The sequence below is a fragment of the Pseudomonas sp. R2-60-08W genome, from assembly GCF_003852335.1.
In the GTDB taxonomy this organism is placed as follows: domain Bacteria; phylum Pseudomonadota; class Gammaproteobacteria; order Pseudomonadales; family Pseudomonadaceae; genus Aquipseudomonas.
The window spans coordinates 493,989-507,762 of sequence record NZ_CP027731.1 but is presented as its reverse complement, the minus strand read 5'-3'; the positions used below and the strand labels follow the sequence as shown (position 1 = coordinate 507,762).

Below are 13,774 nucleotides of genomic sequence, written 5' to 3'. Positions count from 1 at the left end.
TACATGATCAGTCTCGACTCGTTTGCAAGGCACCGTGCCAGAGCTGTCCGACGCATACTCCAATAGCAGCACCTATAAAGCGCGGCGAATGCCGCCAGAAAAAACACAGGAGTCTACCCCGATGAAAGGTTCACCCTCGTTGTTGTTGGCCGCCATGCTGAGTCTGCCGGTCATGGCGCACGCCGCAGAACCGGAACAATGCAAGACCGTCAACTTCTCCGATGTCGGCTGGACCGACATCACCGTCACCACCGCGACCACCAGCGAAATCCTCAAGGGCCTGGGCTACAAGCCGCGCACCACGATGATTTCGGTACCCGTGACCTACAAGTCCCTGGCTGACGGCAAGAACATGGACATCTTCCTCGGCAACTGGATGCCGACCATGGAAAACGACATCAAGCAGTACCGCGATGCCGGCACCGTGGAAACCGTACGCGCCAACCTGGAAAACGCCAAGTACACCCTGGCGGTGCCCGAAGCGCTGTATGACAAGGGCCTGAAAGACTTCGCCGATATCGCCAAATTCAAGGATGAGCTGGGCGGCAAGATTTACGGCATCGAGCCGGGTAACGACGGCAACCGCACCATCCAGACGCTGATCGACAAGGATGCCTTCGGCCTCAAGAAAGCCGGTTTCAAAGTGGTCGAGTCCAGCGAAGCGGGGATGCTCTCCCAGGTTGAACGCGCCACCAAGCGCGGCCAGGCCATCGTGTTCCTCGGCTGGGAACCGCACCCGATGAACACCCGTTTCAAGATGAAGTACCTGACCGGGGGTGACGATTCGTTCGGCCCCAACTACGGCCAGGCCACCATCTACACCAACACCCGCAAGGGCTACACCCAGGAATGCAGCAACGTCGGCCAGTTGCTGAAAAACCTGCAGTTCACGCTGAACATGGAAAGCACCCTGATGGGCAACGTCCTGGACGACAAAATGAAGCCCGATGCTGCCGCCAAGGCCTGGCTGCAGAAGAACCCGCAAATCCTCGACACCTGGCTGGCCGGTGTCACCACCGTTGATGGCCAACCGGGTCTCGATGCCGTTAAAGCTTACCTCGCCAAATAGCACCCGCTGACCCCGGGGCGGTGCGCTGCCCCGGGATGTTTCCCTCTTCGCATGTGGACATTCACTACCATGCTGACTGAACAGAAAATCCCACTAGGCCAGTACATCGCTGCCTTCGTCGAATGGTTGACCCAACACGGCGCCAACTACTTCGACGCGATCGCATCGACACTGGAAACGATGATCCACGGCGTGACGTTTGCGCTGACCTGGTTCAATCCGCTGGCATTGATCGGTCTGATTGCGCTGCTGGCTCACTTTATCCAACGTAAATGGGGCCTGACCGTCTTTGTCATCGCCTCCTTCCTGCTGATCCTCAACCTGGGGTACTGGCAGGAAACCATGGAAACCCTCGCGCAGGTGCTGTTCGCCACTCTGGTCTGCGTGGTCATCGGCGTGCCGCTGGGCATTGTTGCCGCGCACAAGCCGATGTTCTACACCATGATGCGGCCGGTTCTCGATCTGATGCAGACCGTACCGACCTTCGTCTACCTCATCCCTACCCTGACCCTCTTCGGGCTGGGTGTGGTGCCCGGCTTGATTTCCACCGTGGTGTTCGCGATTGCCGCGCCGATCCGCCTGACCTACCTGGGCATCCGCGATGTACCGCAAGAGTTGATGGACGCCGGCAAGGCGTTCGGCTGCTCACGCCGTCAGTTGCTCTCACGCATCGAACTGCCCCACGCGATGCCGAGCATTGCCGCCGGTATTACCCAATGCATCATGCTGTCGTTGTCGATGGTGGTGATCGCGGCGCTCGTCGGCGCCGATGGCCTCGGCAAGCCGGTGGTCAACGCACTCAACACCGCTGACATCGCCTTGGGCTTCGAAGCCGGGCTGGCCATTGTGTTGCTGGCCATCATGCTCGACCGTATCTGCAAACAACCCGATGCCAAAGTAGGGGGTGATGCATGAGCATTATCCGATTCGACAAAGTCGACGTGATCTTTTCCAAAGACCCACGCGAAGCGCTCAAGCTGCTGGACCAGGGCATGAGCCGTAACGAAATCCTGAAGAAAACCGGGCAGATTGTCGGCGTTGAAAAGGCCAGCCTGGATGTGGAAAAAGGCGAGATCTGCGTGCTGATGGGCCTGTCGGGCTCCGGCAAATCCAGCTTGCTGCGCTGCATCAACGGCCTCAACACGGTCAGCCGTGGCCAGCTGTTCGTGGAGCATGAAGGTCGCCAGATCGACATCGCGTCCTGCACCCCCGCCGAGCTGAAAATGATGCGCACCAAACGCATCGCCATGGTGTTCCAGAAGTTCGCCCTGATGCCCTGGCTGACGGTACGCGAGAACATCAGCTTCGGCCTGGAAATGCAGGGCCGTCCGGAGAAGGAACGACGCACCCTGGTCGATGAAAAACTCGAGCTGGTGGGCCTGAGCCAATGGCGCAACAAGAAGCCCGACGAGCTGTCCGGCGGCATGCAACAGCGTGTGGGCCTGGCCCGTGCGTTGGCGATGGACGCCGATATCCTGCTGATGGACGAACCCTTCTCCGCCCTCGACCCGCTGATCCGCCAGGGCCTGCAGGATGAGCTGCTGGAGCTGCAACGCAAGCTGAGCAAGACCATCGTGTTCGTCAGCCACGACCTCGACGAAGCCCTCAAGCTGGGCAGCCGCATCGCAATCATGAAAGACGGCAAGATCATCCAGTACAGCGTGCCGGAAGAAATCGTGCTGAACCCGGCGGACGACTATGTGCGCACCTTCGTCGCCCACACTAACCCACTGAACGTACTGTGCGGCCGCAGCCTGATGCGCACGCTGGATAACTGCACGCGGGTGAACGGTTCGGTATGCCTGGACCCAGGCGGCGATTCCTGGCTGGACCTGGCCGAAGGCAACACCATCCAGGGCGCACGCCAGAATGGCGTGGTGATGAACCTGCAGAACTGGGCGCCGGGGCAAGCGGTAGAAGGCCTGGGCCGGGTGCCGACGTTGGTGGATTCCAATATCGGCATGCGTGATGCCTTGCAGATCCGCTATCAGACGGGGAACAAGCTGGTGTTGCATGAAAACAACAAGGTGGTGGGGATCCTGGGAGACAGCGAGCTGTATCACGCCCTGCTCGGCAAAAACCTGGGATAACCAACACCGCAAAACAACTGAAGGAACCGGGCCAATGTGGGAGGGGGCTTGCCCCCGATAGCGGTGTATCAGCATCAAATGTGCTGACTGACACACCGCAATCGGGGGCAAGCCCCCTCCCACATTTAGCGCATTGCCTGGCTTCAGCTATAAACCCGGCCAAGGAGCTGCCGATGGCTTTCGAACTGATCGAGCACGTCACGGGTGATCTGCTCCTGGGTGAAGCCCATCAGGTCGTATTCCTGCGGCCCGTTGTGCAGGTACACCTCGGCGCGGTAGTAGCGGGTGCGTTCTTCTTCGGGCAGGTCAGTGGGCGCCGAGGAATAAGCATCCAGGCTGACTTCGTAGACGAACGGGTTGCCCTCGTCCATCTCGATCCGCACACCGATGCAGCGTTTGGATTTGCCCAGCAAGGTCTGCACTTCCAATCCCTGCTCGCGCAACGCTGTGGCGGCTTCTTCCAATGCCGGCGTGACGTGCTTGTCCATAAAGCGTTGCACGGTGCCCTGGCTCGGTTGCAGGTCGAGCGCGGTCAGGCGCTCGCTGAACCCCCGGCGCCCGCGTTCAGCCAACTGCGCCTGCTCCTGTTCGATGGCCACATCCTGGCGCATGGCCTTGTGCAAACCGAACATGAACAGAATCAGCACCACCGAGAACGGCAAACCCGCCAGCACCACCATGGTCTGCATGGCTTCGAAGTTGCCGGCGAACAGCAGGCCGATGGTCACCAGGGTGATCACCGCCGACCAGAAGATCCGCAGCCAGTGCGGCGCATCTTCATCCACGTTGCCGCCTTTGCACGACAGGTTGGCCATCATCACCGCGCCGGAATCGGCAGGCGTCAAGAACAGCACGAAGCCCACGAAGATCGACACACCGATGACGACTTTCGACGCCGGGTAATGCTCAAGCAGCTGGTAGATGGCCATGGACGGCTGTTCCAGCGCGGTCTTGCCCAGCTCCACCGCGCCATGGTTCAGCACCAGGTCCAACGCCGAGTTACCGAAGATCGACAACCACGCCAGGGTGAAGCCCAGCGGGATCAGCAGCACGCCGGCGACCAGTTCGCGCACGGTGCGGCCACGGGAAATGCGCGCAATGAACATGCCCACGAAGGGCGCCCAGGAAATCCACCAGGCCCAGTAGAACAGGGTCCACAGGCCCATCCAGCGCTCGGTCTTGTCGGCGTCGCCTTCGTACACATAGAGGTCGAAGGTTTTCAGAATGATGCCGTTGAGGTAGTCACCGGTGTTTTGCACCAGGCCGTTGAGCAGGTGCAGGGTGGGGCCGAACAGCAGCACGAAGATCAGCAAACCGCTGAACAACACGATGTTGAGGTTGGACAGGCGGCGGATGCCATTCTCCACACCCGACACCGCAGCGATAGTCGCCACCGTGCTCATCACAATGATCACAATCAGCAGGTTGGTGTTGCTGTGCGCCATGCCGAACAGGTTTTCCAACCCGGACGACACCTGCATCGAACCGATCCCCAGGTTGGTCACCAGCCCGAGCAGGGTCACGAACATGCCGAAACCGTCCACCGCATGGCCGGCCGCGCCCTTCACCCAACGCTCGCCCACCAGCGGATACAGCGCCGAACGCAGGGCCAGCGGCTGGTTGTGGCGGTACGCGAAGTACGCCACAGCCAGGCCGACCAGCGCATAGATCGCCCAGCCATGCAGGCCCCAGTGCAGGAAGGTCAGTTGCAGCGCCTGACGTGCCGCGCCATTGCTGGCGGCCGTGCCTTCGGGCGGGTTGAAGTAGTGATCCAGGGGCTCAGAGGCGCCGAAGTACAGCAGCGAAATGCCGATGCCCGACGAAAACAGCATGCCGGCCCAGGCGCCGTAGCTGAAGTCCGGGGTGTCGTCCTTGCTGCCCAGTTTCAACTTGCCGTAGGACGAAAACGCCAGGCCGACCACGAACACCAGGTAGGCGGCGATGACCACCATGTAGTACCAGCCGAAGCTTTTCGACAGCCAGGCCTGGGCGACGCCGAGCATGCGCCCGGCCTCCTGCGGGGCGATGATCAGGATGGCGGTCAACAACAGAATCAGCGCGGTGGAGGTGTAGAACACCCAACCGTTGACCCGGACCTTTTCCGGTGGGGTCTTTATAAGAGAGGCAGAACTCATGGCGCAGATGCTCCGGGCAGTGCGAGAGAGAAACACAAGGCAACGGTTATCCCGGGACATCGATTTTTCGGCAGTCGACGGACGGGTGTTATAAAGACACCTCAAAATTCCCTGGCCCCTGCCGCAGCGGTAAATGGGGCGTTCCAAGGGTTTTCCAGGTGTCAGACGTCGCTGTCCGAAAGTAGGAAATACCTGTCAGCAGCGACGATTTGTCGCAGAGCTTATTCTTTGTTGATTGAACGTTCAATCAAAACAAAATAGACTGGCCCTCAAGCCGATGGACGTGGATCGCCTGTCGGCAGGCCAAAGGAGAGGTGCTACATGCCCAAGGTCGGTATGCAACCCATACGCCGCCAGCAGTTGATCGAAGCCACTCTGACGGCCATCGATCAGGTTGGGATGGGAGATGCCAGCATTGCGCTGATCGCCCGTCTGGCGGGTGTCTCGAATGGCATCATCAGTCACTATTTTCAGGACAAGAACGGCCTGATCGCAGCGACGATGCGTTACCTGATGAACGCGCTGATCGAGAACGTCCAGGAACGCCGGCGTGCCCTGAACGATGACAGCCCACGGGCGCATCTGCGGGTGATCATTGAAGGCAACTTCGACGCCAGCCAGGTCAACGGCCCGGCAATGAAAACCTGGTTGGCCTTCTGGGCCACCAGCATGCATCACCCGTCTTTGCACAGGTTGCAGCGGATCAACGATCACCGCCTGTATTCCAACCTGTGCTGCCAGTTCCGCCGTGCGATGCCGTTACCCGAGGCACGCAGCGCAGCTCGAGGCCTGGCGGCCCTGATCGACGGTTTGTGGTTGCGCGGCGCCTTGTCGGGAGACGCTTTCGACACGGAGCAGGCGCAACGGATCGCTTACGACTACATGGATTTCCAATTGGCCAAGCAGGTGAGTTAGAGCCCTTATAAACGCTCAACCCCTGAACGTCCGCCGCGCAGTATTGCCACATCTCCATGGCCCACTGTTCGACGGGTAACGCCAACCACTTATGCACTTGCGAGGACTTTATGGCCCGTTTCGACCTGCAAAAACTCTACATTGACGGCGGCTACAGCGACGCTGGCAGCGATGCCACCTTCGAAGCCATCAACCCGGCTAACGGTGAAGTTCTCGCCCAAGTGCAACGCGCCACCAAGGAAGACGTCGAGCGTGCCGTGGTCAGCGCTGAAAAAGGCCAGAAGATCTGGGCCGCCATGACCGCCATGGAGCGTTCGCGCATCCTGCGCCGCGCCGTCGACATCCTGCGCGAGCGCAACGATGAGCTGGCCGCCCTGGAAACCCTGGACACCGGCAAAGCCTTCTCCGAAACCAAATACGTGGACATCGTCACCGGCGCCGACGTGCTGGAATACTACGCGGGCCTGGTGCCAGCCATCGAAGGCGAGCAGATTCCGCTGCGCGACACGTCCTTCGTCTACACCCGCCGCGAGCCGCTGGGCGTGGTTGCTGGTATCGGCGCGTGGAACTACCCGATCCAGATCGCCCTGTGGAAATCCGCACCGGCCCTGGCCGCCGGCAACGCGATGATCTTCAAGCCGAGCGAAGTCACCTCGCTGACCACCCTGAAACTGGCCGAGATCTACACCGAGGCGGGTGTTCCCGCCGGCGTATTCAACGTATTGACCGGCAGCGGCCGTGAAGTCGGCACCTGGCTGACCGAACACCCACGCATCGAGAAAGTCTCGTTCACCGGCGGCACCGACACCGGCAAGAAAGTCATGGCCAGCGCGTCGAGTTCGTCGCTCAAGGAAGTGACCATGGAACTGGGCGGCAAGTCGCCGCTGATCGTGTTCGAAGACGCCGACCTGGACCGTGCCGCCGACATCGCGATGATGGCCAACTTCTACAGCTCCGGCCAGGTCTGCACCAACGGCACCCGTGTGTTCGTGCCCAAGCACCTGCAAGCGGCGTTCGAAGCCAAGATTCTTGAACGTGTTGCGCGCATCCGTGTGGGCGACCCGCAGGATGACAACACCAACTTCGGCCCGCTGGTCAGCTTTGCGCACATGGAAAGCGTGCTGGGCTACATCGCCAAAGGCAAAGAGCAAGGCGCACGCCTGCTGTGCGGCGGCGACCGCCTGACCGACGGCGACTTGGCCAAGGGCGCCTTCGTCGCACCGACCGTGTTCACCGACTGCACCGATGACATGACCATCGTGCGTGAAGAGATCTTCGGCCCGGTGATGAGCATCCTCACCTATGAAACCGAAGAAGAAGTGATCCGCCGCGCCAACGACACCGATTTCGGTCTGGCTGCGGGCCTTGTGACCAAGGACCTGAACCGCGCCCACCGCGTGATTCACCAGCTGGAAGCGGGTATCTGCTGGATCAACGCCTGGGGCGAATCCGACGCGAAGATGCCGGTCGGTGGCTACAAGCAATCCGGTGTGGGCCGTGAAAACGGGATCAGCTCGCTGAATAACTTCACGCGCATCAAATCGGTACAGGTTGAGCTGGGCGATTACGCCTCGGTGTTCTAAGAACCGAGCCTTGTAGTGCCTTTGAGGCCGCTATCGGGGGCAAGCCCCCTCCCACACTGACTGTGTTCACAGGTTCAGATGTGTAAATACAGTCAAATGTGGGAGGGGGCTTGCCCCCGATGAGGCCCGACCTGACCACACTTCAAAGAGGGTGCATTCAATGTCCCAAGAATACGACTACATCATTGTGGGTGCCGGCTCTGCCGGTAACACCCTGGCGACCCGTCTGACCGAAGACGAAGGCGTCACCGTCCTGTTGCTGGAAGCCGGTGGCCCGGACTACCGCCTCGACTTCCGTACCCAGATGCCCGCCGCCCTGGCGTTCCCGCTGCAAGGCCGTCGCTACAACTGGGCCTACGAGACCGACCCAGAGCCACACATGGACGGTCGCCGGATGGAATGCGGTCGTGGCAAGGGCCTGGGTGGCTCTTCCCTGATCAACGGCATGTGCTACATCCGTGGCAACGCCATGGACTACGACAACTGGGCGAAATTGCCGGGCCTGGAAGACTGGACCTACCTGGACTGCCTGCCGTATTTCCGCAAAGCCGAAACCCGCGACATCGGCCCCAACGACTACCACGGTGGCGAAGGCCCGGTCAGCGTGACCACGCCCAAAGCCGGCAACAATCCGCTGTTCCACGCCATGGTTGAAGCCGGCGTGCAGGCCGGTTACCCGCGTACCGAAGACTTGAACGGTTACCAGCAAGAAGGCTTCGGCCCGATGGACCGCACCGTCACGCCGAACGGCCGTCGCGCCAGCACCGCACGTGGTTACCTGGACGTCGCCAAGAAGCGTTCGACCCTGACCATCGTTACCCACGCCCTCACCGACAAAGTGTTGTTCGAAGGCAAGCGTGCGGTCGGCGTGCGTTACCTGATCGGCGCCGCTGAAGAGCGTGTTGAAGCCCGTGCGCGTAAAGAAGTGCTGGTCTGCAGCGGCGCAATCGCTTCGCCGCAGCTGCTGCAACGCTCCGGCGTCGGCCCGGCCAAACTGCTGGAAAGCCTCGACATCCCGGTGGTCCACGACCTGCCAGGCGTCGGCGAAAACCTGCAGGACCACCTTGAGCTGTACCTGCAATATGCGTGCACTCAGCCGGTGTCGCTGTATCCCTCGCTGCTTTGGTACAACCAGCCGGCCATCGGTGCCGAGTGGCTGTTCAACGGCACGGGCATTGGCGCCAGCAACCAGTTCGAAGCCGGCGGTTTTATCCGTTCGCGTCCGGAATTCGAATGGCCGAACATCCAGTATCACTTCCTGCCGGTCGCGATTAACTACAACGGCAGCAACGGGGTGAAAGAGCACGGTTTCCAGGCACACATGGGCTCCATGCGTTCGCCAAGCCGTGGCCGTGTGCAGTTGAAGTCGAAGAACCCACGGGACTACCCGAGCATCCTCTTCAACTACATGGCCACCGAGCAGGACTGGCAGGAATTTCGCGACGGCATCCGCCTGACCCGTGAAATCATGCAGCAGCCGGCACTGGACCCATACCGTGGCCGCGAAATCAGCCCGGGTATCGAGGTGCAAACCGATGAACAGTTGGACAAGTTCATCCGTGAGCACGCCGAAACCGCGTTCCACCCGTCCTGCTCGTGCAAGATGGGCACCGACGAGATGGCGGTGGTCGATGGCGAGGGCCGCGTGCATGGCATGCAGGGCCTGCGTGTGGTCGATGCGTCGATCATGCCGATCATCACCACCGGCAACCTGAACGCCCCGACGATCATGATCGCCGAGAAAATCGCCGACAAGATCCGCGGCCGCCAGCCGCTGCCGCGCAGCACCGCCGACTACTACGTGGCGGGTGACGCGCCGGTGCGTGGCAAGCCGCTGCGTGAAGTGGGGCCGCTGCGCAATAACTGATACACCGCCAACCGATCGTTCCCACGCTCCGCGTGGGAATGCCGCCCTGGACGCTCTGCGTCTGCTCTTGAGGTCGTGACGCGGAGCGTCACAGGATGCATTCCCACGCGGAGCGTGGGAACGATCACCTCCCCCTCCTTGATCAGCCCCCAGCCCCGGCCTACTCTGTTGGCCTGCCCCGCGCTGAGCTGCCCACAAGGAAGGCCCCATGTTCGAACACCACGCCACGCTCAAACAACACTTCAGTGCCCTGCGCACCACCGCCCAATTCTTCTCCCTGCGCTATGTGCGCGAATCCGGCCGGTACCTGTCGGTGCGCAAGAACGTCGCCGAACCGCCACACTTGAGCCATGACGAAGGCGCCATGCTCACCGTGCGCCTCAACGGCGTCGAAGCCTACGCCGCGACCAATGATCTGTCCCTGGCCGGCCTGCAAGCCGCCCTCGACCGTGCCGAGCAGCAGGCCCGGCGGATCAAGCCCCACGCGCTGCTCGACCTGCGCGAGCAAGCGGTGTCGAGTGACGTTGCCGACTACCTGTCTCCCGACTTCGACCAGCCCTTCCCGTCCCTGAGCGACTGCTACCAACTGCTCGGCGATGAATCGGCTGCCGTGCCCAGGGATGAGCGCCTGGTGAGCTGGGACGTCAGCCTCGGCCAGACCACGGTCGAACAGATCTACCTCAACACCGCCGGCGCGCAATTGCGCCAGGCCCAGCGCTTTGTGTTTCCCGGCGTCAATGTCACCGCCTTCGATGGCAAGGACAGCCAGACTCGCACCCTTGGCGGCAGCAACTTCGGCCAGCAAGGCGGGTTTGACGTGATCAGCCGCTTCGGCCTGATCGGCGCCGCGCCGCGTGTGGCCGATGAGGCCCTGCAACTGCTGCTGGCACCGAACACGCCCCAGGGTCCGCGTGACCTGCTGCTGATGCCCGACCAGATGATCCTGCAGATCCACGAGTCCATCGGCCACCCGCTGGAGCTGGACCGCATTCTGGGCGACGAGCGCAACTACGCCGGTACCAGCTTTGTGAAGGCCAGCGACTTCGGCCATCTGCAATACGGCTCCAACCTGCTCAACGTGACGTTCGACCCGGACATCCCCGAACAGCTCGCCAGCTACAGCCATGACGATGACGGCAGCCGCGCCAGCAAACAGTTCCTGATTCGCGAAGGGCTGCTGCTCAAGCCGTTGGGCGGCGCGTTGTCGCAATTTCGCGCGGGGCTGGGCGGTGTGGCCAACAGCCGTGCCAGCAGTTGGAACCGCCCGCCGATCGACCGCATGGCCAACCTCAATATTGAGGCAGGCGACCAGAGCCTGGCCCAGCTGATTGGCGGTATCGAACACGGCATCCTGATGTCGACCAATCGCTCCTGGTCCATCGACGACGCACGCAACAAATTCCAGTTCGGCTGCGAATGGGGCCAACTGATCGAAAACGGCGAACTCAAGGGCGTGGTCAAGAACCCCAACTACCGTGCCATTTCCGCGCAGTTCTGGCGCAAGCTCAGCGCGGTCGGCGATGCCAGCACCTTCAAGGTGCTGGGCACACCGAACTGCGGCAAAGGCGAACCCAACCAGGTGATCCGCGTCGGCCATGCTTCGCCGGCGTGTGTATTCAGTAACGTCGACGTATTTGGGGGAGATGCCTGATGAACGACTTCAAGGCACTGGTGGACTGGCTCAAACAGGCCATCACCGAGCAGGAACAGTTTCACCTCGGCTTTGCCGCTGAAGCATCCGAGTTCGTGCGTTTCAACCACGCCCAGGTACGCCAGGCCGGCCAGGTGCAACAGGCCAGCCTCAACCTCAAGCTGATCAACGCCGGTCGCCATGCTGACCTCGTCATCACCCTGGCGGGTGATCCGCAACTGGACCGCCATCGCCTCGCCACAGGCCTGCAACAGTTGCGCGAAACCTTGCCGTTGCTGCCGCCAGACCCCTACCTGCTGCTGAACCACAACGCCTGGCAAAGCCACAACGAACAACTGCGACCCTTGCCGGAACTGACCCAGGTGCTGCAAGACATCAGCCAGGCCGCCGAAGGCGTGGACCTGGTCGGCTTCTATGCCGCTGGCCCGATCAGCCGTGGCTTTGCCAGCTCCGACGGCGCGTTCGGCTGGCACCAGGCCAACAGCTTCAACTTCGACTTCAGTCTGTTCCATGCCAATGGCGAAGCGGTCAAGGCCAGCTACGCCGGGCACACCTGGGACAGTGCCGAGTTCGCCCGGCGCGTCCAGCAGGCCCGCGACCAGCTTCACTTCCTGGGCCGACCGCTGCACCCGCTGGCACCCGGACAGTACCGCGCCTACCTCGCTCCGGCGGCACTCGAAGAAATCATCAGCATCGTGACCTGGGGCGGTTTTTCCGCGCAGGCCATCGCCAGCAAGGGCAGTTCGCTGCAACGCCTGTATGCCGGTGAACAACACCTGAGCCCGCTGGTAACCGTAACCGAGCAGATCAGCGGTTCACTGAGCCAGGCATTTTCCAGCGAAGGCTACCCGCGCAGTGACGTCACGTTGATCCATGCCGGCCAGGCCGACGGCCAATTGGTCAACTCGCGCAGCGCCGCCGAATATGGCCTGAGCGCCAATGGCGCCAGCAGCGACGAGTCCCCCAGCGCCTTGCAAATGGCTGCCGGCAACCTGGCCCAGGCCGATATCCTCAAGCAGTTGGGCACCGGGTTGTACATCAGCAACCTGTGGTACCTGAACTACTCCGATCTACCGGCGGCGCGCCTGACCGGCATGACCCGCTTCGCCACGTTCTGGGTGGAAGACGGCGAGATCAAGGCGCCGGTCAGCACCATGCGCTTTGACGACAGCGTGTACAGCCTGCTGGGCTCGCAGTTGGAAGCGCTGACTGTTGATCGGGAACTGCTGCTGTCGGCCAGTACGTATGGCCAGCGCAACACCGCGTCCAACCTGCTGCCAGGCGCCCTGGTCAAACGCCTGACGCTCACCCTCTAAGCACAACACATCCAATGTGGGAGGGGGCTTGCCCCCGATGACGGTGGATCAGCCAAGTATTTATCGACTGACACACTGCCATCGGGGGCAAGCCCCCTCCCACATTGTCCTGTGTTGATTTCGGACACTTCGCTGAGCCCCTTCCTACCGTTCAATCCCATACTCCGGGCGGCCTGTTGTCGCCCGCAATAAACCCCGTTATAAAAGCTAATGGCATACCGCCACACGACAGGGAGTGTTGCGATGACCCAGGCAAGTTTTGTCATAGACAAGCTGTACAAGCATTACAACGTCCACGTAGAGCAACTGGGCAACGACCCACACAGAAAAACCGTGCTGATGGTCAATGGCGCCCTGTCCACCACGCGCTCCTTTGCCCGCACCAGCAAATGCCTGGCCGAGCATTTCAATGTGCTGCTGTTCGACCTGCCCTTCTCCGGCTATTCCCGCGAGCACAACACCGACCTCGACCTGGTCACCAAGGATGACGAAGTGCAGATCCTGCGGGCGCTGGTGCAGCGCTTTGCGGTCAACCATCTGGTCTCGGCCTCATGGGGTGGCATCTCCACGCTGCTGACCCTGGCCCATAACCCGCCCTCCATCGAAAGCTCGGTGGTGATGGCCCTGGCGCCCAACCTCAACCAGGCGATGCTCGAGTACGTGGAGCGCGTACGCGTGTTGATCGAGGCCGATGACAAATCCGCCGTCGGCCATTTGCTCAACGAGACGGTCGGGAAATACTTGTCGCCCCGCCTCAAGCGCAACAACCATCGCCATCTGGCGAACATGGCCACCACCGAGTATCGCCAGGCGCGCTTTCATATTCATCAGGTGCTGGCATTGGGCGACGGCAACTACCTGCCGGCGCTCAGGCAGATTGAAACGCCGGTGCACTTTCTCAACGGTACGCTGGACGAATACACCCCCGCCGCCGATGCACAACTGTTCGGCAGTTACGTGAGGCGCAGCAGTTTCGCCGTGGCCGAACATACTGGCCATTTGCTTGACCTGGAATCCCGCGAGGCGGCGCTGGCGGTGCACCGCGCCTTGCTGGATTTTTTGGTCGGTGAACACGCCGCCTTGTCGGACTTAGACGAACCGCCAGTGGGAAAAGCAGCGACGGATGGCGCATAATCGCCGACACATAG

At 61.4% G+C, this 13,774-nt stretch carries 10 protein-coding genes; 9 read left to right on the top strand and 1 reads right to left on the bottom strand.

The window, feature by feature from the left end:
• Positions 1-121: 121 nt before the first annotated feature.
• From C4J90_RS02165 to choV, 3 genes are all read left to right on the top strand, one after another.
• Positions 122-1,069: a choline ABC transporter substrate-binding protein gene (locus C4J90_RS02165; protein WP_124365538.1), complete on the top strand. Its 948-nt coding sequence runs from the start codon at positions 122-124 to the stop codon at positions 1,067-1,069.
• Positions 1,070-1,138: 69 nt separating this feature from the next.
• The gene (choW, locus tag C4J90_RS02160; protein WP_010207125.1) at positions 1,139-1,984 is read left to right on the top strand and encodes a choline ABC transporter permease subunit; all 846 of its coding nucleotides are present in this window, start codon (positions 1,139-1,141) and stop codon (positions 1,982-1,984) included.
• On the top strand, positions 1,981-3,159 hold the full coding sequence (gene choV, locus C4J90_RS02155; protein ID WP_124419110.1) for a choline ABC transporter ATP-binding protein: 1,179 nt from the start codon (positions 1,981-1,983) through the stop codon (positions 3,157-3,159). Before choW ends, choV begins: the two co-directional genes overlap by 4 nt.
• 143 nt (positions 3,160-3,302) lie before the next feature.
• Here the strand turns inward: choV and C4J90_RS02150 are convergent, their stop codons facing one another.
• Positions 3,303-5,237, bottom strand: coding sequence for a BCCT family transporter (locus tag C4J90_RS02150; protein WP_256658975.1), 1,935 nt, complete (start codon positions 5,235-5,237; stop codon positions 3,303-3,305).
• 378 nt (positions 5,238-5,615) lie between these two features.
• Between C4J90_RS02150 and betI the strand changes: the two genes are divergently transcribed.
• The 6 genes from betI to C4J90_RS02120 all read left to right on the top strand — a co-directional run bounded on the left by betI (position 5,616) and on the right by C4J90_RS02120 (position 13,760).
• Positions 5,616-6,209: a transcriptional regulator BetI gene (betI, locus tag C4J90_RS02145; RefSeq protein WP_124360922.1), complete on the top strand. Its 594-nt coding sequence runs from the start codon at positions 5,616-5,618 to the stop codon at positions 6,207-6,209.
• Positions 6,210-6,319: 110 nt separating this feature from the next.
• Positions 6,320-7,792, top strand: a complete 1,473-nt coding sequence (betB, locus tag C4J90_RS02140) for a betaine-aldehyde dehydrogenase (RefSeq protein ID WP_124369310.1) — start codon at positions 6,320-6,322, stop codon at positions 7,790-7,792.
• Between the two features lie 160 nt (positions 7,793-7,952).
• The gene (gene betA, locus C4J90_RS02135; protein WP_124419108.1) at positions 7,953-9,659 is read left to right on the top strand and encodes a choline dehydrogenase; all 1,707 of its coding nucleotides are present in this window, start codon (positions 7,953-7,955) and stop codon (positions 9,657-9,659) included.
• A 208-nt stretch (positions 9,660-9,867) separates the two neighbouring features.
• Positions 9,868-11,310 carry a TldD/PmbA family protein gene (locus C4J90_RS02130; RefSeq protein WP_124419107.1) on the top strand — a complete coding sequence of 481 codons (1,443 nt, stop codon included), beginning with the start codon at positions 9,868-9,870 and terminating at the stop codon, positions 11,308-11,310.
• Positions 11,310-12,626: a TldD/PmbA family protein gene (locus C4J90_RS02125; RefSeq protein WP_124419106.1), complete on the top strand. Its 1,317-nt coding sequence runs from the start codon at positions 11,310-11,312 to the stop codon at positions 12,624-12,626. Before C4J90_RS02130 ends, C4J90_RS02125 begins: the two co-directional genes overlap by 1 nt.
• A 243-nt stretch (positions 12,627-12,869) precedes the next feature.
• The gene (locus C4J90_RS02120) at positions 12,870-13,760 is read left to right on the top strand and encodes an alpha/beta fold hydrolase (protein ID WP_124365532.1); all 891 of its coding nucleotides are present in this window, start codon (positions 12,870-12,872) and stop codon (positions 13,758-13,760) included.
• Positions 13,761-13,774 lie beyond the last annotated feature (14 nt).